Raw genomic sequence first — 26,779 nt, 5'->3', positions numbered from 1 at the left:
TAGCTTATCTTCGTACTCATGGTAAATGTTGGTCAATACAATCGGCTTATCGTAAAGCGCATGAAAGATGCAGGTGCTTACATGGATGATGGTGCAGAAGGCATTCTTTTACCCAAACGTTTTGTACCACGTGGTACAAGAGCCGGTGATGAGTTAACAGTGTTTGTTTACCATGATGGTGAAGACAGGTTGATCGCTACTACGCAACATCCAACGGCTGTAGTGGGCGATATTACTTTAATGAAAGTAGTTGGTACAAGCAGCCATGGTGCTTTTTTAGACTGGGGCTTAATGAAAGATCTTTTTGTACCCAAAAGCAAACAGATTTCGCCCATGCGTTTAGGTGGCGAATACCTGGTACATGTGTACATCGATGAACAGACCGGCCGAACAGTTGCTTCGCAATACATTGAACATTTGTTGACTAATGAGGAGCTGACGGTTAAAGAAAAAGACGAAGTTGAACTCATCATCTACCGCCAGACAGAATTGGGCTGGTCGGTTATCATCAACAAAAAACACATCGGGCTTTTATATTTCAACGAAGTGTTTCAACCGCTCAATATCGGCGACCAGGTGAGCGGATATATCAAAACCATTCGTGAAGATGGTAAGATCGATGTGGCTTTAGGCAAACAAGGTTACAAGCGTGTGGAAGATGAAGCACAAAAGATCCTGCGTTTGCTGGAAGAGAACAATGGCTATCTTCCTTATCATGATAAAAGTGATCCTGAAGCCATCTATGATTTTTTTGGCATGAGCAAGAAAGCATTTAAGATGACAGTTGGCAAATTGTACAAAGAGAAAAAGATCGAGCTTACACAAACAGGAATAAAAGCTGTTGAAGCCTGATGCTTTCACTCATTACAAGCTGCTGTTAATGGATCAGAATTTTTTATTTTCAAACTATGAAGAAGCTGACTATTATCACTCTTGTAATCACCTGCATGTTTGTTGTGTTATCCTTCAGCAATAAACAAAGCGATCCGTATTTTCAATTCCACGAAAACCTCAGCGAATACAGTTTCTTCAAAGGTGAATTGAAACAACTGCAACCTGCTGAGAACATTCTTCCATACGATTTGAACACTCCACTCTTCAGCGATTATGCGGAGAAACTACGTTTCATCAAAGTTCCTGCAGGAAAAAAGATCAGCTACAATGCAAACAATGTGTTTGAAATGCCGCTGGGTACAGTACTCATCAAAAACTTTTATTTCTACCATGATGTACGCAAGCCTGAACTGGGCCGCAGAATTATTGAAACACGTTTGCTGGCACATATGCAGGATGGCTGGCATACCTATCAATACATCTGGAACGAAGAGCAAACGGATGCTGTGTTTGAACCCATCGGCGATATAACTACAGTTGAATACATTGATGCGGCAGGAAAGAAGATAAAAGCGAAGTATGTAGTGCCCAATCAACCACAATGCAAAGGATGCCACAGCCGAAGAGATACAATTCTTCCGATTGGTATTGCTGCACGCCATCTCAACGGCGATCATGTATATACAAGTGGCAAACAAAATCAATTGCAATACTGGCAACAGCATGCAATCATCGATCTTCCATCAACCACTATTCCTGCTAACGCCAAATGGAACGATGAGCAAAGCAGTTCTGTCAATGATCGTGCAAGAGCATATCTCGATATCAATTGTGGCCATTGTCATAATCCGCAAGGTCCGGCAAGCACATCGGGTTTGTTTTTAGATATTCATACAACCAATCCAACACCACTTGGTATTTACAAAACACCTGTTGCGGCAGGAAGAGGAAGCGGTGGCTTGAAATATGCTATTGAACCGGGTAAGCCCAATCAATCCTTTTTATTGTATCGGATGAACAGTATTGATGTGGGTATCGCCATGCCGGAGTTGGGTAGAAACAGGATTCATAAAGAAGGAATGGAGTTGATTGCGAAGTGGATAAAGGAAATGCAGAACTAGGAGTTTGAAGGAGGGAAAAGAGTAAAGAAGAGCATTCTACACGATTAATTCTCTCCCTTTGTTGTTGAACACTCTGTGGATACCATCTTTCATAAGTGGCACTTTAAAATTTAGCAATAAACCGTGTTTTAAGATTGTAAGCACAAGGTGTGTTTGCAGTTGATTGAAATAAACAGACGGAAGAGGATGTACAGATTTTAGCTCAAGAATCAGTTTGTCGTCAACTAACAAATCAAGCTTATAAGCTCTTTTTATAGTTAGCTCTTCGTAGCTGATCGGTAGCAGCAATTGCCGTTCAACTTTTACTTCTGCTTTAATTAATTCGTAATAAAGAACCTCTTCATATACTTTTTCAAAACAGCCAGATCCAATTCTTGTATGAATTTTAATACAGAAATTAATTACAAGGTTAGTTAGCTCATCAATATGCATAAAAGTAAATTGGTGTTTTCTTTTTCTTCTCTTTTCCCTCCTTTAAACTCTTAGCCCTTAGCTCCCATGCTCATGTGGACTATCTGTTGCATGCATTGGCCCAAACTCGTTGGTGTAAATTTTAAACAGTAACATAAAATAGCTGATAAGTAATGGTCCAAAGATGAAACCCCAGAAACCAAATAAACTCAATCCAACAATAACGCCTAAAACCGTAACAAGAGGATGCACATCGCCGAGACGTTTCATTAATGTAATGCGGGCGAGATAATCAACATTGCCTGTTACAAGCAAACTATAGATGAGTAAACCAATTCCCTGTCCGGTGTTTCCCTGAGAAAACAGAAACACCACCAACGGTGCCCAGATAAGTGTTGTACCAACGATGGGAAAGAACGCAAACACACCTGTAATAAAACCCCACAGCACAGGTTCTTTAATGCCAAATATCCAGTAACCGACCATTGCAAACACACCTTGAATAAATGAGATAAGCGGAATACCAATTGCGTTTGCACGAACAACGCTGATGGTTTCTTTACCGAGTATGTCGATGTTTTTTTCGTGGAGTGGTAAAAAATAATCGAACGATGCTTCCATTGCTTTGCCATTGGTAAGCATAAAGAAATACACAAACAGCATCATTGCAAGGTTAGACAAAATCATGGCTGTACTGTTTAAAAAAGCGGGAAAGAAATTAGCAATACGCTTTTGCAGCTCGGCAATGTTTGCATCGGTAAATAATTCTTGCCCTGTCCATTCCTGAATTTTAGCAGAAACAGATTTTAAACCAAGCAGCACTTCATCGGAATGGCTGAATATTTCGCTGATTTTTGGAGAAAGTAAGCTGATGATGTAGTACACCGGCAGACCAATCATGATCAAAAAACCAAACATGAACAAAGTGGCGGTTGCATTTTTATTCCACTTGCGTTGAACAGTTAAGTAGCGATACCAACCTCTGCTGAGAATGTAGAGTGTTACTGCACCTAAAAAACCGGGAAGAAAAATATATAACTCCTTTACCAGCAAAAAGCCAAGTGCAATTAAAACAACTAAAAGAATGATTTGTCGTAAACGGTTGCTGAATGATGCCATGTGTTGAAATTACAAAAGCTTTTATTAGCAACGCAAAAAGCCGGGCATTAAACCCGGCTTTCTTTTTTATTGTTGCTGTTGGTTACCTTATTTGTCCACGCACTACACCACTTGCATGTAATGTAGAATGTGCATTTACATAGAGTGCATCCGCTTTTACAGAATTATAAATGGCGTCGGTTAGCATAAATACTTTTGCAATTGCAAAATCGGCTGAAGTTGATGCCAGACCAATCAATACTCCGCCATTAACACCTGCAGCACCACTGTGTATATGAGCAGCTGTTAATGCATCGCCGGCCTCAAGGTTGGTTACGGTTACAATGGAATACATTTTTTTATCGGATGTTACACGAATGCGTGCTGTTCCTGTTGCAGTTGTTGTTACTGCAGGAACTTCATTGGCTCCGCTTAATGCAATATCTGCAGCGAAGTCAATTTTTGTATTAATCTGTGAACGTACAAGACCTGAAGCAACTTGCGTGGAATGTACATTGAAGTAAATTTCGTTCGCATTACTTTTTAAACTGTCAACTAATGTTTGGCGGATATTCATAACAGTGCCGCTTGAAGCTGCGCCGGAAAAAGTTGGGTTGAAGTTTAATATCACCCCTCCGTTAGTACCTGCATCACCTACATGAAAGTGAGCAGCTGTTAATGCATCGCCACTTGCGAGGCCCATTACAGAAAAACTATAACTGAGCGAATTGTCGCTCATAAGTTTAAAGTTGGCAGTGCCTGTTTCATTTCTTCCTGCAGGAGCAGGATTTTCGTATTTAGCACTAAGCGAAACGTTCCATTCTTTTACTATAGTTACAGAAGGTGCTTTTTCTTTTTTGCAGGAGAATAATATTATGGGGCTTACTACTACTAATAGAGATTTCAATGCTATACTTTTCATACAAATGATGTTTAGGCTATCATTTACGAAAAAAGCAACATTGATGGATTTAGTTTGATGTGATAAAGAAGAGGTAGCCGAAACCGTGCCGCAAAGGAATATGTGCAGCACTTATTCTTCCCATACTTTTAATCCTTCGCTGCAGTTGGCGCAGATGTCGATATTTTTTCTGCTTGTCATCAGTTCACGGCGGAACTGTTTGTAATTATCGTTCTGCCACACTTGTTTGAACGATTGCATTTTTAAATTACCCAGCTGGTGCATAGCATCTTTATCAAAGCAACAGGGCACTACCAATCCATCCCATGTAATCACATTGGCATGCCACAACTTCCAGCAATGGTTCTGTAGTTTATTCTTGGGAGTGTAAGAACCATCTGCATTCTTTTTATAGCGACTGTATTTATTGAGCGTTGGTATCAATTGATTAGGATCGTTCTCGTAATCGTATACCTGTGCCGTTTTAAACCATACATCATCAACACCCACTTCTTTTGCCAGTTGTTTTACATCTTCCAGCTGATGTTCATTGGGCTTCACTACTAAAAACTGAAATACCACAAATGGTTTTTTACTGTTCAGTTCTTTTTTCCACTTGACGATGTTCTTTGCACCTGCAATTACTTTATCAAGCTTGCCGCCTACACGGTATTGCTGGTACACATCCTGTGTAGTACCATCAATAGAAATGATTAAACGGTCCAAACCGCTTTCAACAGTTTGTTTTGCTTTTTCTTCGGTGAGGTAATGAGCATTGGTAGATGTAGCAGTATAAATTTTTTTCTGCGATGCATATTTCACCATCGGTAAAAACTCCGGATTCAAAAATGGTTCGCCCTGGAAATAAAAAATAAGATAGAGTAAGTCTTTATGAATATCATCAATGGTCTGTTCAAAAAAACTTTTCTGCAACATTCCGGTTGGTCTTGTAAACTCACGCAAACCACTCGGGCATTCAGGGCAACGCAGATTACAGCTTGTAGTTGGCTCAAAAGAAATGGAAACAGGATAACCCCACTGGATCGGTTTGTTCAGCAACCTGCTTAGTTGATAACTGCTCCACACTTTGGTCATGTTCCATGCACGGCGTGGAGTAATTTTTGAAAACAGGTTGAGTATATCGTTGCGGTGTAATTGCGGCATGAAGCATCAAAGATAGCTGCAATTACAGTATTTGAATAAGTAGTTCAATTAAGAAAAAGCCTGTTGCTTTCATTAGCAACAGGCTTTTGTTATTTTACTTCACAAACGGCTGCCTCTTCCAGTACGTTAAACTGCGCCAGCACCACTCAAGCGGTCCAAAGCGGAAGAACCGTAACCAGAGATGGCTCCAGATAATTTGCAATAACCAGGTGCCGGCAACAACATAGTACATTTCAAAACGGCTTAGTTTTCCATACATACCAAAACCAACACCGTAAAAGAATAAGCCAACAAGAAAAGATTGCATCAGGTAATTGGTGAATGCCATTTGACCAACAGGACGTAACAAAGCAAAGAACCATTTGAACCATCCGGATTTGTACAGCAACATGATCAAGCCAAAAATGCCTATGGAACGGAATGTTCTTGAGATTTCATAAAACTCGAAATGCGGCCGTTTCATAATTTCAAATCCGTTAAACTTATGTACGATCAATGGTTGTAAACGGAAGTATGACAACAATAATCCTAATCCAAGACCTGTAATGCAAAGAATAAGGTAAGTACGAACAGGGGCCTGTCCGGTTATTATGCCCGATTTATAAAATGCCATTCCCAGAAAGAGAAATACAAGAATGTCCCAAATACCGAAATAGGTAAAAAAGATCTCGCCTTCAAAACTGCGGTTGCTTTGGTAACGGTAGAACTCGCTGTAGTTGCCACGTACCAAAGCAAGACCCTTTTCCATTTTCTTTTTCTTTTCCTTGAGCGTTGATTTTTCTTTCATCTCCGTCATTGCGCCCAGCTCTTCTTTTTGTTTATCGGTAAGCTTGGTAACAGTAGTATCAATTTTTGCAATAGCTTCTCCTTTTGCTATCATTTTATAATCCCGGTAAGCGTCAACATTTTCACGTACTGTCATTAACACAAGCGAAATAAATGCGGCAATAAATAAACCTTTTGGTGCTAATCTTCTAAATGTAAACGCAAGCATGCCAAAGCAGGCATACTGAAACAGTATATCCCAAAACCAAAGCAGCACAAAGGCATTGAACAAGCCAAACACAAGCAGCCATAATTGTCTTCTGAAAAAATAATCAGCAGGCCAGAGTCCTTCCGTTTTTCGTTCCTGCCTGCTTACAAACAAAATAATGCCGGCGCCAAACAACATCGAAAACAAAGCACGTTGACTACCCTCGAGTATCCAATCAATATAATACCACGCTTTGTAATTACCGGTTCCCCATTCGTTCAAAACAGAAGGATCGTGATGAACAGGATCGGGAAGTGCAAAGCCTGGAATGTTCATTAATAAAATGCCGAGGATAGCAATGCCACGTAGCGAATCGAGAAGTACAATACGTTCTTCCTGCGATACAGGTGCAGCTTGTGCAATAGACATAATTGGTTGGTTTTGGTAGTGAAAAAGGGAGCAGCTTTGCGAAGGGCAGGAGTGAACATTAAGATACTCTTTAAATAAAAAATTTGCCAGCTTTCGGGAAGTATTATTATATTTGAGTAGTTGCATAAACAACTATATGCCAAACAACCAATTTAAAAAAGGCGAGCTATACAGCTTCATGACGGGCAAAGCCAGCACCGCTATAGCACGCCGTTTGCAGAAGAATATGAAGCATGGCGGTATTGAAATTACCGTTGAACAATGGAGTGTATTGTATCATTTATGGAAGAACGATGGGCTTAGCCAGCAGGAGCTGTGCAATGCCACGTTTAGAGATAAACCGAGCATTACACGATTAGTAGATAACCTGGAAAAGCTGAAACTGGTGAAGCGGGTTGCGAGTAAAAACGACCGGCGAATTAACCAGGTGTTTTTAACGGAGCAGGGTCGTAAGCTGGAAGAAGAAACCATGATGGTGGCCAACAACACATTGAATGAAGCACTGATTGGCGTACCTGCAGACAGGGTGGACATTTGTAAGGAGGTGTTACAGATTGTGTACGATAATCTGAAATAAGCATTCAATCACTAAATCTTAAATACTATTGATATGAGCACCGCAACGATTGCAACAACAGTAAAAGGTGGCGAATGGTTGATAAAGACCGGCACTCCTGAGGAAACATTTATTCCCGAAAATTTTAACGAAGAACAGGTGATGGTAAAGGAAATGTGTGCTACGTTTCTTGACACCGAAGTTTTGCCTGTTGTACAACGCCTCGATAAAATGGAAGAGGGGTTGATGCCATCTCTGATGGATAAGGCCGGCGAACAGGGTTTACTGGGTACATCTGCACCGGAAGAGTATGGCGGACTTGGAAAAGATTTCATTACGGCAACATTGGTGAATGAAGCATTGGGTGGCGGCTATTCATTTTCTGTGGCCGTTGCTGCACATACAGGCATTGGCACATTGCCCATTCTCTATTTTGGTACACCCGAACAAAAAGCAAAATATATTCCCAAGCTGGCAACGGGCGAATGGAAAGGTGCGTACGGTTTAACAGAACCTAACAGCGGCAGCGATGCGTTAGGCGCAAAAACAACCGCTGTGTTAAGTGAAGATGGTAAGTATTATATTTTAAACGGACAGAAATGCTGGATCACCAATGGTGGTTTTGCTGATGTATACACCGTGTTTGCAAAGATCGATGGTAAAGACTTTACAGGGTTTATTGTTGAACGTGGCATGGAAGGATTTACACAGGGCTCGGAAGAACATAAAATGGGCATCAAGGGTTCATCAACTGTACAACTCTATTTCCAGGATTGTAAAGTGCCGGTAGAAAATTTGCTGGGCGAAGTTGGCAAAGGGCACGTCATTGCTTTCAACATCCTCAATATCGGTCGTTTGAAGTTAGCTGCTGCAGCATTGGGTGGTTCTAAACGTTCACTCAATATTGCATTAACGTATGCAGCAACAAGAGAACAGTTTAAACAACCCATTCTCAACTTTGGTGCTATTCAGCATAAACTTGCAGAAATGGCCATCCGTATCTGGGTTTGCGAAAGCGCATTGTACCGTACCAGCAAATGGATCGATGATAAGGAACACGAACTGTTGGCAGCGGGCAAACCTTTCAACGAAGCGTTGCTCGGTGCTGCCGAAGAATATGCCATTGAATGTGCAATGCTGAAAGTAGATGGCAGTGAAGTGCTGGATTATGTGGTGGATGAAGGTGTGCAGGTACACGGCGGTAATGGGTTTAGTGATGAGTATGATATTTCAAGAGCTTACCGTGACAGCCGCATTAACCGTATTTACGAAGGAACAAACGAGATCAATCGCCTGTTAACAGTAGATATGGTGTTGAAGCGTGCTATGAAAGGCCGTTTGGATATTATGACTGCAGCAATGAATGTGCAGAAAGAACTGATGAGCATTCCTGATTTTGGCAGCGATGATGAAACAGCATTTGCAAAAGAGTACAAAGCAATTGCCAATTTCAAAAAAGCCATCATGCTTACAGCGGGCGCTGCTGTACAAAAGTTCATGATGAAGATTGAACATGAACAAGAGGTGTTGATGAATATTGCCGATATGGCCATTCAAACCTTTAATGCAGAAAGTGCCTTGCTGCGTGCAGCTAAACTGGTTGCAGAAAAAGGCGAGAATGCCTGTGCGTTTGAACTGGATATGATGCGTACATATTTGTACGATGCTGCAGACCGCATTAACAAGTTTGGTAAAGATGCCATCAATGCATTTGCAGAAGGTGATGAACACCGTATGATGTTATTGGGCTTAAAACGTTTTACAAAAGTTGATCCTTTCAATACAAAAGATGCAAGAAGGCGCATCGTAGCGAAGCTGAGAAACGACGGAAAGTATCCGTTGTAATAAGCCGTGTTTCATCGGCATAACTATTAAAAATCCTTTGCTAATTTGCAAAGGATTTTTTATTCAACTTACTATATGAGGCTTCTCACCATATTGTCGCTTTTCATTTTACAAACAGCAACTGCCCAACAGGTGTTTCTGCGTGTAAGCACACCAACAAAAAATCAAAATACGGTTACTGCAGCTAAACAATACATTGCCGGACTCACCTGCAAAACCTGTACTGTAACGATGAATGGCAACGAAATAAAAGTCTGGCCAACCGGTGCGTTTGCAGTTGAGTTAAAACTGCAATTAGGTGATACCAGTTTTTTACTGCAGGCTGTAAACGAAAAAGGAGCAAAAGAAACACAACGCATCTTTTATAAGTATCAATTACCCGAAAAAGAAAAAGCACTTACAACAAATACGGTCGCTTACTGGCGTATCGATCCGCAAGGCGATTTGTTGCTGAAGCCCGGCGATAAATTAAAGATGACAGCCAAAGCATTGCCCGGAGCTGTGGTGCAACTCGAAAACGGAACAAAATTTATTGAGCTGCCTGTTAAAGATTCAAATGGGGTAAAAGGCGTTTATCAGCTGGAGTACGTTGTAAAACCGAATGATGATTTGTTTACTGCAAAACCATCTAAGCTGAAACTGATGGTATGGGCAGAAGGTAACGATCCTGTTGAAGCAAGCAGCAAAAACAGTTTTGCAACTATGCCGGAAAACGGGTTATTGTTACAGACAAAGGGAAAGATACCGTACATCTTATTGGGACTTGGGGAAGACAGACTTGGCGGAACAAAGATGGGCTATGTTGATTCGCTGGTGAAATTAAAGGCGGTAAGTAAAGTGGGCGATAAATATTGTGTGCAGTTGAGCAAAAACCGCCAAGCTTATATAGAAGAAGAACATGTAACAGTATTGGCACAAAACTATACAGCAACATCCATCACGGGCAATATGCGTGTTTGGGGCGACAGCAGTTTCGATTATGTTACACTTGCACTTACAGAACGTTTAGCCTATCAAACTTTTCAGCAAGTAAATCCTGCAACCATAACAGTTGATGTGTTTGGTGCAACATCCAATACCAACTGGATCACACAAATGAGCAGCATCAATGAAATTGCAAACGTAACCTACAATCAACTTGACGAAGATATTTTCCGCATCAACATTCAATTAAAAAACCAACAGCATTGGGGCCACAGTATTTATTACAACGGCAATACGCTTGTTGTGCGTGTTAAGCGAAAACCCAAAAGTCTTTTGTTGAAAGATCTGGTAATTGCTGTTGACGCAGGGCATGGTGGCACTAACAAGGGAGCGTTTGGTTTAACGGGTGCGATGGAGAAAGACATGACGCTGGCAATTTCAAAAGAACTGCAATTTGCCCTTGAAGCCGAAGGTGCAAGCGTTATTACCACACGATTAAAAGATACAACCTACGATAACCACGATCGCTACACGTTTTACAAAGAAAAAAATCCCGATCTGCTGTTGAGCATTCATTTAAACAGCAGTGCAGATCCTGTTACAACAAAAGGAGTAAGTACTTACTATAAACATATCGGGTACCGTTCGTTAACGCAAACCATCTTACGGCGTATGCTTGCAATGGGCTTAGGCGAATACGGCAATGTCGGCAATTTCAACTTTATCTTAAATGGCTATACCGAGTTTCCCAATGTATTGGTGGAAACCCTGTTCATCAGCAATCCTGAAGATGAGATGAATGTACTTACACCTGCTTACCGAAAACAAATGGCCGATGCCATTGTACAGGGAATAAAAGATTGGCTGGAACTAACTGAAAAACAAGAATAATTATTTATAGCGGGTGAGTTTAAAGTTTTTAACCAACTCGTTTTTATTTTCAAAGTTTGAGCCAATGTCATAGTTAATAAAAACGATCTTGATTCTTGAGGTGTGATTTTTTTCAACTCCCTCTAAATAAGACCTGATTGCTCGCAACTGATCCTTCTTTCCCATAAAAATTGCCCAAGGAATAACTAATGTAAAATCGTATTTGACTTTTAGATCTTCTGACTTTTGAGAAATCACATCAAGCTTTGTTGTTTTTGATAAAAAGCTGTCAACATGTAATGTGTAATAAAACCTGTGCATGTTTGCCTTTGATGAAGAATCGAGTAGATTAAGTTTTATCGCAAAGCTTCTTGAAAAATCAGCGACATGTCCATACTCTAATTTCCTTAGCATGTTGCTTGTAACAGTGTTAGGCATAACACGACAAAATGAACCCGAACTATCGAAAAGCCAAACTATTCCATAAAGCATTCCGCCGAGCTTTGGCATTCGATCAAGGTAATTTGTTCCATTAAGTAAATAGTGGTTGCTCGTTGGAAGATTATTTTTTTTGATGAAATAGGTAATTTCAGCATCTTCTCTCACCTGAGGATTTCTAAACCCTGTAGAAACCTTGAACATTAAGTTGCAGGAAGCTGCTATAGATACTAACAGGAAGAAAAACAGAAAACGGCGTATATGAAATTTACAGATTAGCAAACCGATTGTGTTGTTAAGCAAAAGTATCTTAATGCACCGACTTTTAAAAGGGTTGACGATGTAAAAAACAGTAAAACCGTTTTCCGCTCGCCCAATATTGGTTTTGCCGTTCGTGAAGCCAGTCGGCATTTATCATTTCTTTAAGAGTAGCTGAAACCCTTTACTGTAAAGGTTTTTCTTTTTTTAGCATGTCCGTGTTACACATGTTGCATCCGTTCATCACTATGAACGTACTGTTAACAGCCTTTTGTCACGAATTGCTTGCACTGCAACGGGCATAAAAATATGTTTGCATCATCAAAAAAATGATTTCTGTAAAAGAGTCATTAATCATTAAACCTTAAAAATATAGTTTGTATGAAAAAGATCTTTGTAATGCTGACAGCAGTTGTCATCACTGCTTCAGCCTGGGCTTCTCCTTCACCAAAAGAAAACGAAAAAGCAAAAGAAGCATTTCAAAAAGAATTCAGCACAGCAAAAGAAGTTAACTGGACACAAAAAGACGGCTACTATCTTGTATCGTTTAAGTTTAATAACGACTGGATGACTGCATGGTATACCGATGATGGACAACTCCAGGCGACACAACGTTCAATTCAACCTTCGCAAATGACCTTCCTCGCTACAAAAAAAGTTGAGGAACTTGGTGCCAATAAAACAGTACTGAATATTGCTGAAATAAGTAAAGAAGGTGAACTGTTTTACCTGGTTAAAATTGACGACGATAAATGTGTAAGCGTTTATAAAATGTATGCTTCAGGCGAATATTCACGCATCAGCAAAACAAAAAAGAAAACTGTATAACAAAGCAGCCATATGCTTGTTGTTTTGGAACAGCCTCCGTTTAACACGGGGGCTTTTTGTTTTTACCTGTCCGTTCTTCTTTTGCAATATTGCAACAAGCCACAACGAAAGCATAACAAAAACAGCCACCTGTTCTTGCTACAATCCTTTAATTTTGCGCTCCCGATAGTTAACTACCGGTATTCGCAAAGTCTCCCGACGCTTTGGTCGGGATCTGAAGGCGGTCACTTTTAAAAATTAAAAAATGAACAAAGGACCCGTTTCTCAATTTATCCAGCATCATTACCGTCATTTCAATGCAGCAGCTTTAATGGATGCAGCCAAAGGTTATGAAACACACCTGAACGAGGGTGGTAAGATGATGGTTACCCTTGCAGGCGCTATGAGCACTGCCGAACTTGGTTTAAGCCTGGCCGAAATGATCCGCCAGGATAAAGTACAGATCATTAGCTGTACAGGTGCCAACCTGGAAGAAGATGTGATGAATCTTGTTGCACACAGTCACTACAAGCGTGTGCCCAACTATCGTGATCTTACACCACAGGACGAGTGGGATCTGTTAGAGAACCATTACAACCGTGTAACCGATACCTGTATTCCTGAAGAAGAAGCTTTCCGTCGTTTACAAAAGCACTTGCATCGTCAGTGGGTGGAAGCAGAAGCAAAGGGTGAACGCTATTTCCCACATGAGTTTTTATACAAAACCGTTTTAAGCGGCGATCTGGAACAGTATTACGAGATCGATCCAAAGAACAGCTGGATCGTTGCAGCAGCAGAAAAAAACATTCCAATTGTGGTGCCGGGTTGGGAAGACAGTACAACCGGTAACATCTTTGCCAGCTATGTAATTAAAAACGAGCTGAAGGCAAGCACAGTGAAGAGTGGTATTGAATACATGGTTTGGTTAGCCGATTGGTACCGTCAGAACAGCGATGGAAAAGGTGTTGGCTTCTTCCAGATTGGTGGTGGTATTGCTGGTGATTTCCCGATTTGTGTTGTACCGATGATGTACCAGGATCTTGAATGGCACGATGTTCCTTTCTGGAGTTATTTCTGCCAAATCAGCGATTCAACAACATCGTATGGTTCGTACAGTGGTGCAGTGCCCAACGAAAAAATTACTTGGGGTAAACTCGATATCAACACACCAAAATTCATTGTAGAAAGTGATGCAACAATTGTAGCGCCACTGATGTTTGCATGGATTCTTGGTTGGTAATAATAAACAGAACTGTTATTAAAAAACCGCAGCTATTGCTGCGGTTTTTGTTTGTGTTATTTAAAACGGAACGAATGGTGTGTATGTTTCATGTCGTCGCTATTTAATTCAGCCATTTCAAAGGAAGAATAGAGTAACCTTTTTCTTTAAGCAAATGGAGTATTCCTTGCGGGCCTCCTAGATGTGCCGATCCTACAACAAAAAAGCATTTTTCTTGTTTCATACCTTCTATCATGCGGGGTAGCCAGTTTTCATTTCGCTTATCAACAGTCTTATAATAAAAAGAGGTACCGTATTTAGTTTTTACAGATTCTGCTAGTTTTTCGATATCACCGTTCTCATACTCTAACCAAACTGATTTAAGATAAGACTTCATCACCTTCAACTCAGTTATCAGATAGGACGGGGTGTAATATTTCCATCTGAAATTGTTAACCTCTCTAATTTCTTCATTTGAATCAAGTCCTCTGAAATCAAAATCAATTCTTCCTTGCTTTATTAACTCTTTTTGAAGTGTGGCGCTTAGTATTTCCTCAAGAATAATATTTTTTTCAGCAAAAAAAGAAACCCCAAAAATATTACCAATCACAAGAGGGTGAAATGTTATTAAATCATTATAAGCAATACCCGATTCTTTCAGATAGGTATTGTACTGCTGGCGAAAAAAAACTTTTTGTTGTGATGTTAGTTCATTTTCCAATGTTCTAAGTTGTGTAGTTGTGCTTTTATTGGTTGAATCTTCTCTGTCTATAATAATATCTGACATGCTTTCAAAATACAATGCGTTGCAAGAGAATAGGCGCTGAAGTATTTCCGGTTGATTAATCTTTTTATTCCAGAATGCCGCTTCTGTTGCATGCATACTGCCAAGAATAAAAGATGTATCATTTGTCTGCTTATTGATAATGGCAAAAAATTGGGAGTTCCCGGTTTTGTAATTATCAGCTATAGGCCTCTGAAGGTATGAGGATGTTTTATGATACACTTTGTTCTTAGAAGTTTCTGGCACTTTTACTTCATAGGGAAAGTTTATATCTCCGGTTTCAATTATTGAAATATTCTCTTCGTCAGTTGCTTCATCTGAAAAATTGAAATCACGTTCGATCGTCAACACCGGCATGCTGAATTCTTCAGCCAGGTGATTGCTCATAACAATAGCATAATTGTTGAAATAAAATGTTTCTTCTACACGAACACTATCGTCCTTTTCAAGAAAATAGGCAAGACTGTTTCCGTGGAGATTTTGCCCCTGCTTTGTGTGTTCTTTTGTTCTGCCATAAGAAAGAGTGTCAAGTTGAAATTGGGAAATGTGGCGAATTATAGTGTCTGTCATTTTAGCCTGAAAGCCGGAATTGACTTTTGCGGTCTTTGATGCTTGATTCTCTTTCTTCCTGATCACACGTAAAAACATTTCGCCATATTTTAGCAATACACTGATTGAGTCAAAATTCTTCTGCACGTTTGCAATGAAGCCGTTACCATCTTTGTATAGCACAGTCCCTTTGTATAAGTAAAGATCGTCTGTACCGCTTTTGCTAAATGCTTGAGAAAAACTCGATGTGTATACAAAAAGCAAGGCAATCAGTAGAAATATTCTCAACATGAATAGGTATTTTGAAGAATCAATATAATTCAATATTGAAATAAAAATAATGGGTAAACTTAAAACAGTATTTTATTAACACAAACACTGTGGTTTTTCGTTGACTAAGATTGTATATGTTGTTGCTGAGCTTGTCCCCAGCATGACAGTACAGGATAATTTAGAGGGCATTCCTGACAGAACATGTTTAAAAAAAGCAGAAACTGTGATTTTGATTAGTACCTGTGTATAATCAGCAACTTAGTTTTACACATCCTATTTTGTTATTAGGAAACGCTCATTCGCAATTACAAGTAAGTTCAAAAAAGAGCATGGGCATATCAGGAGGCAAAAAACATCTGCGAACGGCAGATAACAAAACATAATCACATGAACTGGTTTATTAAACTACTGCTTGAAGAAAGTATTCCGCAAACAGTAATCATCTTTGGTGTTGTTATTGCGATTGGCACCTGGTTAGGAAGAGTAAAAATTTTCGGTATTTCACTCGGCGTTACATGGATCCTGTTTATGGGCCTTGCTATTTCTTATGCAGGCATTCATGTAAATAAAGAAACCGAACACTTTTTAAAAGAGTTCGGTTTAATTCTTTTTGTGTATTCCATAGGCTTACAGGTTGGTCCGGGTTTTTTTTCATCGCTGAAGAAAAATGCAGCTGTTACCAACGGACTTGCCGCAATGGTAGTACTGCTTGGTGTATTAACAGTGGTTGGCTTTTACTTTTTACTGGGGCAACCAATTACTACACTTACCGGTGTTATGAGCGGTGCAGTAACCAACACGCCCGGTCTTGGCGCTGCACAGGCAGCAGCAAAAGATCTGCATCTGCCCGCCGACACTACCTCGTTTATCACACTTGCATATGCAGTTGTTTACCCGTTTGGTGTATTCGGTATTATCGCTGCAATCTTAATATTGAAAGCGTTCTTCCGTGTGAACCTGGATAAAGAACGTGAATTGCATCGCAAGCTTGATGTGCTTAAATCGAACAAACCTGTTTCGATTCATTTAGTAATGCAAAACAAACAGCTGGTGGGCAAGCCATTGCGCAATGTGTTTGAATTGTTGAAAGAACCTGTTGTTGTATCCCGCCTGTATCACCAGGGAAAAGTAATAACACCTACACCACAAACGCATTTGGCAGAGGACGATGTGTTGCTGATCGTTGCACATAAAGATCAACTGCAGGTATTAAAAACAATCATCGGCGAAGAGAGTGATATGAATTTGAAAGAGCTGCCGAAGAGTGAACTGATCTCCCGCATTATTATTGTTACACAATCGGAAGTTACACACAGACGTTTGGGCGATATTGCCGCACTGCATCAACACGATTTTACCTTAACCCGTTTAAGCCGTGCAGGTGTGGAAATGGTTCCGCATGGCGATATTGTTTTGCAACTCGGCGACCAGGTGAAAGTGGTTGGCACAGAAGAAGGGATTGATCTTGTTACCAAAACAGTAGGTAACCAGTTGAAACGTTTGGATGTGCCCGATCTTGCGCCCATCTTTATTGGTATTGTAGCCGGTGTTGTGCTTGGAAGTGTTCCAATGTTCTTCTTTAATATGCCGGTGCCCGTGAAAATAGGATTGGCAGGAGGTCCGTTGATTATTGCATTATTACTTAGCCGTTATGGTGGCAAGTTTTATTTGAACCAATACACAACGTATAGTGCCAACTTAATGTTGCGGGAGTTAGGCATCAGTTTGTTTCTTGCAAGTGTTGGATTAAGCAGCGGTGCCAATTTACAAACAGCATTAAGTGGTAACAATGCATGGTTATGGATTGTAATGGGGCTGACCATTACCATTGTTCCCTTATTAATTGTGGGTATGATTGCACACTATGTATTTCGTAAAACATTTTTTGAAGTATGTGGTTTGCTTTCCGGTGCAAGTACCGATCCGCCGGCATTGGCTTTCTCAACACAACTGGCAAAAAACGAAGTAGCTTCTGTTACATACGCAACCGTATATCCGTTAACAATGATCTTAAGGATCATTGCAGCTCAACTATTGATTTTGTTCTTATCGTAAAAAAGCAGGAGTTATGCAGGTTGATGTGTTGTTCAATTTTGTTCAGCAGCAACAAAAACAAAACCCTGGCAAACTTGCCGGGGTTTTTTATGATGCGTTGAGCTTGCAATTATCTCGCAGGTACGTTCAAGGGAATATCACGCACAAACATATTGTTACGGTTGGCTGCTTCCCAAGCTAACAGAAATACCAAACGGCTGCGTTTCTCGTGCAGATCGTAATTGATTTTATCCGGAGTATCGCTTGGTTTGTGATAATCTTTATGAATGCCATCAAAGAAGAATACGATCGGAACTCCTTTTGCAGCAAAATTGTAATGGTCGCTGCGGTAGTATAAACGGTTAGGATCTTTCGGATCGTTGTATTTGCGATCGGTAATAATGTTAATGTACATGTTGTTGATGCTGTCAACAAACGGTGTTAACTGGCTGCTCAGTTTGTCATCGCCAATTAAGTACACATGGTTATTGCTGTCGAGCGATTTAAGGTTATCATCTTTACGACCGATCATGTCGATGTTGATATCGATGCTGGTTTTTTCCAACGGATAAACAGGATGATCTGCATAGTATGCACTTCCCCACAAACCTTTTTCTTCGCCACTAACAGCTAAGAATAAAATACTGCGGCGTGGACCTTTACCTGCGGCTTTTGCTTTTGCAAATGCTTCGGCAACTTCCAGTACACCCACCGTGCCACTTCCATCATCATCGGCACCCGGGTGAATTTTACCACCAATGATACCCACATGATCGTAGTGTGCAGAAATGATCACCCACTCATCTTTCTTATCGGTTCCTTCAATAAAACCCAACACATTCGAAGCTTGCGTAACATCAAAATCTTTTTTGAAGCTGAGCATTAACTCAGTTGCAACTGTTTTTGTTTCGAGTGTTTGCGTTTTTGCAGTAGCGAAATCGGTTTTTAACAAAGCCTCACCCATTGCTTCCGAAATGCGAACCACTATTGGGTTCTGACGGTTGCGGTACAGGTTCATGCTTAAACGGCCACCACGTGGCGAGGGCGTTTTATCTACATTGTTCACCACAAACAAAACAGCAGCAGGCTGGCGGCTGTACAGTTTGTTGATGTCGTTAAATGCAGGCAATTGCGTTCCGTTCTTTGCAACAATCACCACTGCTTTACCACGAATATCTGTTGTAGTATCGATTTTGCTCATGTACACTACTTCGCTGAAAAACTGTTGACTTGTAAAGACGCTGTTGAGTGCAGCTGAAAAATCTTTACCAAATTCAAAGGTCTTTCCGTTTACAGATACAGATGCATCTTTCAATGTGTCTTTGTACAAAGGGTAAAACTGTTCGTAGTTGCCATTGTTTGCAGGAGCAATACCAATACGCTGAAATTGTTGTTTCAGGTAATCGGCTGCTTTACGTTGTCCGGCAGTACCTGTTTCCCTTCCTTCCATTTCCGGACCGGCCAGAATGTAAAGATGTGTTTTCAGATCGTCGGCAGTGATTGTTTTTGAAAACTGCTCGGCCGTTTTGTTTTTCTTTTGGGCCGATGCAGAGAGAGCCAGCAAACTAAGTGCGGCCAGGAAGTAAGTCCTCATGCATTAAAATTTTTTAGAAGGCCGAATATAAAAGAAAATCCCGCCAATGGCGGGACAGTTGTATGAATGGTAGTCCAGTGTTTAAACTATTGTTGAAACGTTTCACATGGGCAATCCTTTTTAGCTGATTTTAGCTGTCCGTTGATCCATTCATTTGTTACTTTACATGCTGCCTGTTTGCCGGAATATCTGCAAGTAATAGGTTCATCTGAGAATATGGTTTTTGTTTTTGGATCTGCTTGTATATTGGCTAATCCCCTAGCTTCGGGATGGTGAGTGAGTTTTTTTGTTGTGGGGTCAATAGTTATCAAATGCCCCCAATAAAATAAAAAATCACTCGACATTGACACATCAATATAAATATCGGTTTGACCGTCGAAATTATAATCCGCATAAGTGGTGGAAAATTGAGAGGGATTTGCCTCAAGCCCTGCAATGCTATCCAGCAGGTACAACTTTAGGTCCTCAATGCGATAAAGCTTAACAAGGTATGTAGAGTCTTTTGTGCAACTAACAGTAAAAGCACATCGCATTTTTTTATCAAGAAAATTTCCTGTTTGGAAAAAACCAAAAGGTGATTCCATTTTCAAGCCAGCATCTCCTTGTTGCAAGGAACTTAGTAAAATAGCTTCAATTGAAACTGTGGTTGGTATGGATGCCTGTTCTGCGACTTTTTTGTTTTCTTTTTCTGGTTGTTGGCAGGAGATTAAGAACAGACCAGCGAATAAAATAGCTACTGATATATTAACAACATAGTTAAGACCTTTCATAAACTATGCGCAGGCAATTTTATTTACACGCAAGCCGTGGCGACCACCTTCAAATTCTGTTGTCATGAAAGTATGTACCATTTTCTCAGCATCGCCTTCACGCACAAAACGGGCAGGAATACAAATAATGTTGGCATTGTTGTGTGCACGAACCAACTGTGCAATCTCTTCGCCCCAGCAAAGCCCGGCACGAATGCCCTGATGTTTGTTGGCTGTTATTGCAACACCGTTTGCACTGCCGCAGAGTAAAATGCCAAATGCTGCTTCGCCGTTTTCAACAGCCGATGCAACCGGATGCGCAAAATCGGGATAATCTACACTGTCTTTCGAGTGCGTACCAAAATCTTTAAACGCAATTCCTTTTCCTTCGAGGAAAGAGATCAGGTCTTCTTTGTAATCGAACCCTGCATGGTCGCAACCTATGGCAACCGGCTTACTCAAATCGAACACTTGCATAGCTTAAAAATTTATAGTTGATAACTGGATAATTGATAATTTCTGCAAAGATACCTTCTCTGTTTAAGTTGTAGCTATTATCAATTATTCATTATAAAATTATCCATTATTCTTAGCTCCATTCCTCAATATCTTCCTGCTTGATCTGGCGTTTGTAAATACGCATACTCATGGCAATACTTAATTCGTACAAACCATATAGCGGAATAGTTACCAATGCCAAACTGAACGGATCAGTAGATGGGGTAATGATCGCTGCCAGAATAAGAATGACCACAAACGCATATTTGCGGATGCGGCGAAGTGTAATGGGTGTAAGCATTCCAACTTTGGTAAGTAACATAATTACCACGGGCAGTTGAAACAATAAACCAATCCCTACGGTTAAGTAAATAAGGTTTTCGAAATAATCGCTGATGGTGGGTTTAAACTCAATTAAAGGACCAAGAGAATAGTTTGAGTAGAAGTTTACCATGAAAGGGGTAAGCACCAGGTAGCCAAACGCAACACCAATAAAGAACAGGGCAGAGATCCAGAAAATTGCGCCGGTAGTTCCTTTACGCTCTTTATCGCTCAAAGCAGGGCTAATGAATTTCCAGATTTCCCAGAACACGTAGGGAAACGCAATGATGAACCCAACAGTAAAACCAACAGTAAACGTGGTGAGGAACTGTTCTGTCATGGCATTACTCTGAAACTTAATAGTAAAATCAGATAAACAAAGTGCGTTCACATGAAGCAATTCGCCCAGCTTACAGAGCCATCGATAAGTTATGAAGTCTTTATGGGCTGGTCCCATTAATATCTTATCAACAACAAATTCGATTTTAAAAAAAACAAAAATAGAAGCGATGATTACGGCCAATACGGCACGTATTACATGCCATCGTAATTCTTCAAGGTGATCGATAAAGCTCATTTCGGCTTTTTCTTCGCCTTTTTTACCACGAATGCGTTGTATTAATGATCTGCGTTCAGAAGTTGCTTCAGCCACGGTTAATGATTTCAGTTGCAAATGTAACCCGAAAACCAATGAGCAAATAAAAAAGCGGTCCTAATGGACCGCTTTTCTTAACCTTTTAATACAGGCTTATTTTGTAGCCAATGCTTTATCAATCAGAAAAACAAGCATACTGCGGTGTGCTTTTGTTTGCTCGTTAGGCGATACAGCTGTACCGAGCATTGTTTTTATTTTCCGTAATGTGTTAAATGCTGCACTGCGAGATGCATTGTCGTATCCTGTGTTTGATAAAACAATACCAATGGTACCTTTTACAAATTCGGTTTGCAGGTTTTGGCGATACAGGTTTACAGCACCGGCAATATCTGCTTTAAAAATCCCGTTTGCAAGATCGGTCATTACATCGGCCACACTGTAAGTGTTACCATACAGGCTGCTGTTGCTGATACGGCTAAGCGTAACAGGGTTGAGCATGCTTTGTAATGCTACAACCTGGTTCGAAAACAGGTTGTTTTGCAGTTTTGGATCTTCTGTTGCACCAAAGAAATTGTAACCACGGCGTTGCAGTTGCAAATAGCGGAACAACTGTGCATCAGCATCGAATGCATTCGGCGCAAAAACATATTTCACCAACATGTCCATTGCTTTTTTCTGATAAGCAACAGGCACAACAGTGTAAGGTTTGCTGTCGCCGTTCTGACCAATAAAACTTCTGTCTACATACACACCACCAATATAGTTGGCAACAGACTGTGCCATGGTACGGCGTTCGAAGTTGAGTAAGTTGTAACGGCCACGAATACCGGCATACGATTCACCTGGTTTACCAAACTTGCTGATGAGTTTTGGTAAGGCTGCATTTACAAATTTGAAACGGTCTTCGGCATAAGCAACCATATCGCTGCTCATATCGTTCACCATTACACGAGGATCGATACCGTTACCGGGGCTGCGCATATCATCGGCATCGTTACCAAATGTTAAATAAGGCTCGTTGCTGCGTGATGCGATTGCGCTGAGTTTGCCCTCTTCTTCGCCGGCAGCAAATTCGCTGTAACCATATTCAATTGCCCAAACATCGTACGGACCAACTTTGGTGGTATAGTAATCGCCTTGCTTTGTTTTATCGAGCGCAACGTTTACCGCAGGGTAATCCATAACGCTACCCATTAAACCAACTTTCGATGTAATGGCTTTGTTATGTAATTCGTTTGGCGAAAGAATGGTACTTGCTTTCATGTTGTGGTTAAGACCAAGTGTGTGCCCCATTTCATGCATTACCAGGTAATACAGGAATTGTTTGTGAAACTCTTTTTCATCTTCGCTGGTTGCGCCTGCAATTTGTGCCATTGCAAAGCCTGCCGCATATTGCTGCATTACATATTTACCAATATTGCAGTTTTTCCAATGGTTGTGCATATTGGCGGGCAACATTTTTTCAAATGCATCGGCTGCATCTTCTGTTTGTGTTACAGACGCAGCAGTACGATCGGTATAAACGGCATCGCCAGGAAATAATGCTGCAGGTTTCCATTCGATGGTAATATCTGCACCAAGTATCTGCCCGGTTTTAGGGTTTACAAAGCTTGGTCCAATGGCGCCGTATGATGGATACATTGACGACACCCAACGAATAACATTGTAACGTATATCAGCAGGATCCCATGTTGCATCCTCGGGCATAATTTTCATTTGAACAGCATTTTTATAACCTGCTTTTTCAAATGCTTCGTTCCATTTTAAACCTGCTTCTACAATTGTTTGGCGATATTCAACAGGTGTTGTGTTTTCAACCCAATACGTAATCGGTTCAACAGGTTCGCTCATTGCAGCCGATGGATCTTTTTTCTTTAAATGCCAACGGTTGATGATGTCTTTGTACGGAGTGTAACTGTTCGATGTAAGATCATCAACTTCCTGCGAAAAGAAACCAATACGAGGGTCGTCTTTGCGTGGACGATAATCGTTCTTCGGTACTTCGATAAATGAATGTTGCAGTTTAATACGGATGTAACGAGCATCGGTAATATCTTTTCCGCCTTGGTTGAAAGGAGCAGGATTGTCGTACGCCAGATCAACAATTACATCGGTATTGTTTGGGTAAGAACGTAAGCCGCTCACCTTACTCTTCATTGGATTGTAACCGCCGAGGTTAAAAAACAAGAACGAAGGAACCGATGGATTAGGTAATGGTTTTACCGGATCGAGCTTTTCGCTCACAAACAAGGCGTCAGCCGTAATAAGATAGCCGGTAGAATCTTCGAATGAAACTTTATCGGCAAAGAATACCGATTCAGCCACGTCTACATTCGCCGACTTACTTACTGCATTGCTTGGGTCGTAAAAGAAACTGGTGTTCACTAACGAAAATTCCAGCTTATCAAACGACTTACGAATTTTAAACAGCAAGGTTGAACGGTGCATGCTTTGGTTGAGATACAACGATGTTGGTCCGCTTAACGAAAAGCTTTGGTAAATGAAATCTTTTTCCAACTGGTCTTTTCGAATGTACATCTGTACACTACCGGTAGTTGTATCCTGGTAAACAGTAAACAAGCCAGCATGTTTCTTGCTCGATTTTACTTTGTCGTTAATACTTGGTTTTGGGGGCGCTTTTTTTGTTGTGTCGGCCGGTACAGGAGAGGCTGGCGGTTTTGCCTGCGAGGAGGCTTCATTAGCCAGCAGCAGGCACAAAGCAGAGAGTGCCACTGCAAATTGCTTCTTCATAATTCGTGGTTTAATGATTAACAGATGAAATGAAAAGATACTCTAAAATTTTAGGGGGTTCGGTTGCATTATATAAACGGAACTGCCAAATTGTAACTGGTTGCTGAAATGCTTAACGAAGCACTTTCATTTTAACCGTTTCAATTCTTGTTTCGCTTACGGAGAGGATGTCAAATTCGTAATCGTCGATAATAATGCGGTCTTTGGCAACAGGTATTGTTTCATGGTGTTCTACTATGTAACCCGATAAAGTTTCAGCATCGCTTTCTTCTTTAAAATCGAGGTTATATTTTTCGTTTAAGTAATCAAGTTCAAGCCTTCCGCTGAAGATGAATTCGTTTTCGGCTAATTGTTTTTCAACAAACTCTTCGGTATCGTACTCATCCTGTATTTCGCCAAAAATTTCTTCCAGCAAATCTTCCATTGTAACAATGCCGCTGGTGCCGCCAAACTCATCTACTACCCATGCAATACTTTTACGTTCACGTGTAAATTGATTGATAAGATCGGTAATGCCCATGCTTTCGGGAACAGCAGGAATAGGTAATAAGATCGATTTAATGTCGGCCGGTTTACGAAACATATCCAGCTGATGTGCATAGCCAACAATGTTATCGATATTGCCTTCGTAAACAATAAGCTTGCTGAGTTTTGTTTCAATGAACTTTTGTTTCAACTCATCAATATCTGCATTTGCTTCAACACCTACAATTTCTTTACGGGGTATTAAACACTCACGCACTTTTACACTCGGTAGCGAAAGTGCATTTTCAAACAACTCTGTGTTGATGTCTTGTGTTTCGTCGTCGTTGTCTTTGCTTTGCTGCACAAAATGATCAAGATCTACACGGGTGAACGATTCTTTTTTATCGTTTACACGTACATCGAAGAGATATTTTAAGATCCACTCTGCCAGGCCAACGAAGAGTGAAGCAACGGGCGAAAAAATGCGATAAAAAATATTGGTAATACGGGCAAAAAACGAAAGAGCTGCATTACTTTTTTTGCGGAAGTAGGCTTTAAAAACGGTGTAAACAATCAACGCAATAATACCGCCTGTAAGAAAATCGAGACCTAAACGTAAGAGCGCAGAATTTTTAATTGATGCAGGCATTTCCTGCCACACAGGTTGGAAAAAACGATTCACCAACAATGCAAATACAACCAATGTAAGTGTTGAGCCTACCAGTATTGCACCAATAAACTTACTCTGGTTATCGATAAAGAAACTGAGAATACGGCCGCTGGCTGCGCCTTGTTTCTTTTTCAGCTCAACCGAAAAACGATTTAAAGCACCAAATGCCGATTGCAGACCTGCAAAAAAACCCATCAGCAGCATACTCACTCCAATCCATATCAACATGTACCAGTTCATAGTACTTAAAAATAGTGCTTTTGCAAAAAAATACAATAGAATTAAACAGCGCCGATAAAATTACCTACAATGCTAATTGCTTCTGCAATGGCCCTGTCGAGGTTATCGTTAAGAATTACATGCTGAAATGAATGTTTGAACGATATTTCATAAGCAGCTTTGTTTACTCTTGCTTCCAGCGAGTCGGCTGTTTCGGTGCCACGGCTTTCGAGCCTGCGGCGCAACTCTTCAACAGAAGGTGGTTCAATAAAGAGCGAAAGTGTTTGTTTTGGATAGAGATCCTGCACATGAATAGCGCCCTTTACATCAATATCAAGTACCGGCACTTGTTTGTTGTTCCAGATGCGTTGCATTTCGCTTTTTAATGTGCCATAGTAATTGCCTTCGTAAACCATTTCCCACTCAACAAAAGCTTCTTCCTGAATTTTTTGCTGAAAACTTTCAACACTGATGAAGTAATAATCTTTACCATCAGTTTCGTGTGCCCTCGGGTTGCGTGTTGCAGCAGAGATGGAGAACGACAGCTGCGGAAAATGTTTCATCAGCTGTTTGGTAATAGATGTTTTACCAGCACCCGATGGAGCGGTAATGATAATAATTTTCTGGTGGCCCTGTTCCATAAGCCCCAAAATTAAATGAATACAGCTAATGTTAACCGAAATGCAAATCCGTTATTGTTTTGCCAACGACTTGCGGATGTTGCTGTGAAATTCACGAATGGCTTTGGTATGAAAGAAAGGGTAGATGAGTTTATCCCGCAACCAGGAGCCGCTTTTATAAATAGTGTGATGGGAGATTTTTGTAAAGCCTTTATTACAGGTGCTGAGTTGTATACGTTGGCTGCCCAGCGATTTTCCTTTCACCAAATAGCTTGTTTCAAGCGTATGTTGTTCGTCGTTAATAGATGTTATTTCGTGGCCAACTGCAACTTTTGCCAAACCTCCTAATGCCTTTACCCGAATCAGTACAATTTGTCCTGCTTTCGCTCCTGTGTATTCATCATCAATATAAGAAAGCTTATTGTTGTTGCGGCAGTACTGCAAACCAAACTCCAGCATTGATCCGCACCATGCTTTTTTTGGATGAATGCTTTTGTACGCATTCCATACTTTTTCCAGTCGCTCTTCAATAAAAAACGTTTTATGGTGCTGATAGAACTGCTTCGTGCAATTGGTTTTCGGACAAAATGATTCTAATGCTGCAAAATCATTCAGTTTATACAATTCATTATCGTGTATGAAAGAAACAACCTGTTCGTTGCTGATGCGGTTGAAGTTTACTTCGGATATTGTCTGTTGCAAGCGCTGGATTTTGAGTTACTTGATGGAAACGAATATAAACAGTTTCCCAGTATTACAAACAAGTAGCCACTGCTTTCATAGTTTGTACGACAAATAATTAACGGCCA

23 protein-coding genes are annotated in these 26,779 nt (G+C 40.6%); 8 read left to right on the top strand and 15 right to left on the bottom strand.

Going from position 1 to position 26,779, the window contains the following annotated elements:
• The first annotated feature begins 18 nt into the window (after window positions 1-18).
• Entirely contained in the window at window positions 19-852 is an 834-nt protein-coding gene (locus ESA94_RS09205) for a CvfB family protein (protein WP_129130592.1), read from the top strand.
• A gap of 56 nt (window positions 853-908) precedes the next feature.
• The gene (locus tag ESA94_RS09200) at window positions 909-1,955 is read left to right on the top strand and encodes an SO2930 family diheme c-type cytochrome (RefSeq protein ID WP_129130591.1); all 1,047 of its coding nucleotides are present in this window, start codon (window positions 909-911) and stop codon (window positions 1,953-1,955) included.
• Window positions 1,956-1,991: 36 nt separating this feature from the next.
• Here the strand turns inward: ESA94_RS09200 and ESA94_RS09195 are convergent, their stop codons facing one another.
• The 5 genes from ESA94_RS09195 to ESA94_RS09175 all read right to left on the bottom strand — a co-directional run bounded on the left by ESA94_RS09195 (window position 1,992) and on the right by ESA94_RS09175 (window position 6,931).
• On the bottom strand, window positions 1,992-2,387 hold the full coding sequence (locus tag ESA94_RS09195; protein ID WP_129130590.1) for a GxxExxY protein: 396 nt from the start codon (window positions 2,385-2,387) through the stop codon (window positions 1,992-1,994).
• Between the two features lie 57 nt (window positions 2,388-2,444).
• Window positions 2,445-3,485 (bottom strand): AI-2E family transporter, encoded by a 1,041-nt coding sequence (locus ESA94_RS09190; protein WP_129130589.1) that lies wholly within the window; start codon window positions 3,483-3,485, stop codon window positions 2,445-2,447.
• 82 nt (window positions 3,486-3,567) lie between these two features.
• Complete coding sequence (locus ESA94_RS09185) at window positions 3,568-4,386, bottom strand: CHRD domain-containing protein (protein ID WP_129130588.1); 819 nt, start codon at window positions 4,384-4,386, stop codon at window positions 3,568-3,570.
• Window positions 4,387-4,497: 111 nt separating this feature from the next.
• The gene (locus ESA94_RS09180) at window positions 4,498-5,529 is read right to left on the bottom strand and encodes a radical SAM/SPASM domain-containing protein (protein ID WP_129130587.1); all 1,032 of its coding nucleotides are present in this window, start codon (window positions 5,527-5,529) and stop codon (window positions 4,498-4,500) included.
• 94 nt (window positions 5,530-5,623) lie between these two features.
• Window positions 5,624-6,931: a DUF418 domain-containing protein gene (locus ESA94_RS09175; protein WP_164972683.1), complete on the bottom strand. Its 1,308-nt coding sequence runs from the start codon at window positions 6,929-6,931 to the stop codon at window positions 5,624-5,626.
• A gap of 136 nt (window positions 6,932-7,067) precedes the next feature.
• Here ESA94_RS09175 and ESA94_RS09170 point away from each other — a divergent pair, with 136 nt between their 5' ends.
• The 3 genes from ESA94_RS09170 to ESA94_RS09160 all read left to right on the top strand — a co-directional run bounded on the left by ESA94_RS09170 (window position 7,068) and on the right by ESA94_RS09160 (window position 11,147).
• The gene (locus tag ESA94_RS09170) at window positions 7,068-7,508 is read left to right on the top strand and encodes a MarR family winged helix-turn-helix transcriptional regulator (RefSeq protein ID WP_129130585.1); all 441 of its coding nucleotides are present in this window, start codon (window positions 7,068-7,070) and stop codon (window positions 7,506-7,508) included.
• 33 nt (window positions 7,509-7,541) lie between these two features.
• On the top strand, window positions 7,542-9,332 hold the full coding sequence (locus ESA94_RS09165) for an acyl-CoA dehydrogenase family protein (protein WP_129130584.1): 1,791 nt from the start codon (window positions 7,542-7,544) through the stop codon (window positions 9,330-9,332).
• Window positions 9,333-9,407: 75 nt separating this feature from the next.
• Window positions 9,408-11,147, top strand: a complete 1,740-nt coding sequence (locus tag ESA94_RS09160; RefSeq protein ID WP_129130583.1) for an N-acetylmuramoyl-L-alanine amidase — start codon at window positions 9,408-9,410, stop codon at window positions 11,145-11,147.
• On the opposite strand, the gene ESA94_RS09155 is transcribed toward ESA94_RS09160, so the two are convergent.
• Entirely contained in the window at window positions 11,148-11,975 is an 828-nt protein-coding gene (locus ESA94_RS09155) for a hypothetical protein (RefSeq protein ID WP_129130582.1), read from the bottom strand.
• 228 nt (window positions 11,976-12,203) lie between these two features.
• Here ESA94_RS09155 and ESA94_RS09150 point away from each other — a divergent pair, with 228 nt between their 5' ends.
• Entirely contained in the window at window positions 12,204-12,650 is a 447-nt protein-coding gene (locus tag ESA94_RS09150; RefSeq protein WP_129130581.1) for a hypothetical protein, read from the top strand.
• A gap of 244 nt (window positions 12,651-12,894) precedes the next feature.
• Window positions 12,895-13,869: a deoxyhypusine synthase family protein gene (locus ESA94_RS09145; protein WP_129130580.1), complete on the top strand. Its 975-nt coding sequence runs from the start codon at window positions 12,895-12,897 to the stop codon at window positions 13,867-13,869.
• 103 nt (window positions 13,870-13,972) lie between these two features.
• Here the strand turns inward: ESA94_RS09145 and ESA94_RS09140 are convergent, their stop codons facing one another.
• Window positions 13,973-15,472 carry a TraB/GumN family protein gene (locus ESA94_RS09140; protein ID WP_129130579.1) on the bottom strand — a complete coding sequence of 500 codons (1,500 nt, stop codon included), beginning with the start codon at window positions 15,470-15,472 and terminating at the stop codon, window positions 13,973-13,975.
• Window positions 15,473-15,841: 369 nt separating this feature from the next.
• Between ESA94_RS09140 and ESA94_RS09135 the strand changes: the two genes are divergently transcribed.
• Complete coding sequence (locus tag ESA94_RS09135) at window positions 15,842-17,509, top strand: putative transporter (RefSeq protein ID WP_129130578.1); 1,668 nt, start codon at window positions 15,842-15,844, stop codon at window positions 17,507-17,509.
• Between the two features lie 109 nt (window positions 17,510-17,618).
• Here the strand turns inward: ESA94_RS09135 and ESA94_RS09130 are convergent, their stop codons facing one another.
• The 8 genes from ESA94_RS09130 to ESA94_RS09095 all read right to left on the bottom strand — a co-directional run bounded on the left by ESA94_RS09130 (window position 17,619) and on the right by ESA94_RS09095 (window position 26,672).
• Complete coding sequence (locus ESA94_RS09130; protein WP_129130577.1) at window positions 17,619-19,082, bottom strand: M28 family metallopeptidase; 1,464 nt, start codon at window positions 19,080-19,082, stop codon at window positions 17,619-17,621.
• An 86-nt stretch (window positions 19,083-19,168) separates the two neighbouring features.
• The gene (locus tag ESA94_RS09125; protein ID WP_129130576.1) at window positions 19,169-19,852 is read right to left on the bottom strand and encodes a hypothetical protein; all 684 of its coding nucleotides are present in this window, start codon (window positions 19,850-19,852) and stop codon (window positions 19,169-19,171) included.
• 3 nt (window positions 19,853-19,855) lie between these two features.
• A complete protein-coding gene (gene rpiB / locus ESA94_RS09120; protein ID WP_129130575.1) occupies window positions 19,856-20,308 on the bottom strand; it encodes a ribose 5-phosphate isomerase B in 453 nt (150 codons plus the stop codon).
• A 112-nt stretch (window positions 20,309-20,420) separates the two neighbouring features.
• The gene (tatC, locus tag ESA94_RS09115; RefSeq protein WP_240671019.1) at window positions 20,421-21,302 is read right to left on the bottom strand and encodes a twin-arginine translocase subunit TatC; all 882 of its coding nucleotides are present in this window, start codon (window positions 21,300-21,302) and stop codon (window positions 20,421-20,423) included.
• A 96-nt stretch (window positions 21,303-21,398) separates the two neighbouring features.
• Window positions 21,399-23,996, bottom strand: a complete 2,598-nt coding sequence (locus ESA94_RS09110) for a zinc-dependent metalloprotease (protein ID WP_129130574.1) — start codon at window positions 23,994-23,996, stop codon at window positions 21,399-21,401.
• A gap of 112 nt (window positions 23,997-24,108) precedes the next feature.
• Window positions 24,109-25,371: a hemolysin family protein gene (locus tag ESA94_RS09105; protein ID WP_129130573.1), complete on the bottom strand. Its 1,263-nt coding sequence runs from the start codon at window positions 25,369-25,371 to the stop codon at window positions 24,109-24,111.
• A gap of 41 nt (window positions 25,372-25,412) precedes the next feature.
• Complete coding sequence (gene gmk / locus ESA94_RS09100; protein ID WP_129130572.1) at window positions 25,413-25,991, bottom strand: guanylate kinase; 579 nt, start codon at window positions 25,989-25,991, stop codon at window positions 25,413-25,415.
• 51 nt (window positions 25,992-26,042) lie between these two features.
• Complete coding sequence (locus tag ESA94_RS09095) at window positions 26,043-26,672, bottom strand: hypothetical protein (protein WP_129130571.1); 630 nt, start codon at window positions 26,670-26,672, stop codon at window positions 26,043-26,045.
• Window positions 26,673-26,779 lie beyond the last annotated feature (107 nt).

The organism is Lacibacter luteus (assembly GCF_004118265.1).
Classification (GTDB): Bacteria; Bacteroidota; Bacteroidia; order Chitinophagales; family Chitinophagaceae; genus Lacibacter; species Lacibacter luteus.
This window is presented reverse-complemented; position numbering and strand designations above follow the sequence as displayed.

What these genes read in the sequence shown, in the direction of transcription:
- ESA94_RS09205 (WP_129130592.1), top strand. Translation starts at nt 19, where the DNA reads ATGGTAAATGTTGGTCAATACAATCGGCTTATCGTAAAGCGCATGAAA.
- ESA94_RS09200 (WP_129130591.1), top strand. Translation starts at nt 909, where the DNA reads ATGAAGAAGCTGACTATTATCACTCTTGTAATCACCTGCATGTTTGTT.
- ESA94_RS09195 (WP_129130590.1), bottom strand. Translation starts at nt 2,387, where the DNA reads ATGCATATTGATGAGCTAACTAACCTTGTAATTAATTTCTGTATTAAA.
- ESA94_RS09190 (WP_129130589.1), bottom strand. Translation starts at nt 3,485, where the DNA reads ATGGCATCATTCAGCAACCGTTTACGACAAATCATTCTTTTAGTTGTT.
- ESA94_RS09185 (WP_129130588.1), bottom strand. Translation starts at nt 4,386, where the DNA reads ATGAAAAGTATAGCATTGAAATCTCTATTAGTAGTAGTAAGCCCCATA.
- ESA94_RS09180 (WP_129130587.1), bottom strand. Translation starts at nt 5,529, where the DNA reads ATGCCGCAATTACACCGCAACGATATACTCAACCTGTTTTCAAAAATT.
- ESA94_RS09175 (WP_164972683.1), bottom strand. Translation starts at nt 6,931, where the DNA reads ATGTCTATTGCACAAGCTGCACCTGTATCGCAGGAAGAACGTATTGTA.
- ESA94_RS09170 (WP_129130585.1), top strand. Translation starts at nt 7,068, where the DNA reads ATGCCAAACAACCAATTTAAAAAAGGCGAGCTATACAGCTTCATGACG.
- ESA94_RS09165 (WP_129130584.1), top strand. Translation starts at nt 7,542, where the DNA reads ATGAGCACCGCAACGATTGCAACAACAGTAAAAGGTGGCGAATGGTTG.
- ESA94_RS09160 (WP_129130583.1), top strand. Translation starts at nt 9,408, where the DNA reads ATGAGGCTTCTCACCATATTGTCGCTTTTCATTTTACAAACAGCAACT.
- ESA94_RS09155 (WP_129130582.1), bottom strand. Translation starts at nt 11,975, where the DNA reads ATGCCGACTGGCTTCACGAACGGCAAAACCAATATTGGGCGAGCGGAA.
- ESA94_RS09150 (WP_129130581.1), top strand. Translation starts at nt 12,204, where the DNA reads ATGAAAAAGATCTTTGTAATGCTGACAGCAGTTGTCATCACTGCTTCA.
- ESA94_RS09145 (WP_129130580.1), top strand. Translation starts at nt 12,895, where the DNA reads ATGAACAAAGGACCCGTTTCTCAATTTATCCAGCATCATTACCGTCAT.
- ESA94_RS09140 (WP_129130579.1), bottom strand. Translation starts at nt 15,472, where the DNA reads ATGTTGAGAATATTTCTACTGATTGCCTTGCTTTTTGTATACACATCG.
- ESA94_RS09135 (WP_129130578.1), top strand. Translation starts at nt 15,842, where the DNA reads ATGAACTGGTTTATTAAACTACTGCTTGAAGAAAGTATTCCGCAAACA.
- ESA94_RS09130 (WP_129130577.1), bottom strand. Translation starts at nt 19,082, where the DNA reads ATGAGGACTTACTTCCTGGCCGCACTTAGTTTGCTGGCTCTCTCTGCA.
- ESA94_RS09125 (WP_129130576.1), bottom strand. Translation starts at nt 19,852, where the DNA reads ATGAAAGGTCTTAACTATGTTGTTAATATATCAGTAGCTATTTTATTC.
- rpiB (WP_129130575.1), bottom strand. Translation starts at nt 20,308, where the DNA reads ATGCAAGTGTTCGATTTGAGTAAGCCGGTTGCCATAGGTTGCGACCAT.
- ESA94_RS09110 (WP_129130574.1), bottom strand. Translation starts at nt 23,996, where the DNA reads ATGAAGAAGCAATTTGCAGTGGCACTCTCTGCTTTGTGCCTGCTGCTG.
- ESA94_RS09105 (WP_129130573.1), bottom strand. Translation starts at nt 25,371, where the DNA reads ATGAACTGGTACATGTTGATATGGATTGGAGTGAGTATGCTGCTGATG.
- gmk (WP_129130572.1), bottom strand. Translation starts at nt 25,991, where the DNA reads ATGGAACAGGGCCACCAGAAAATTATTATCATTACCGCTCCATCGGGT.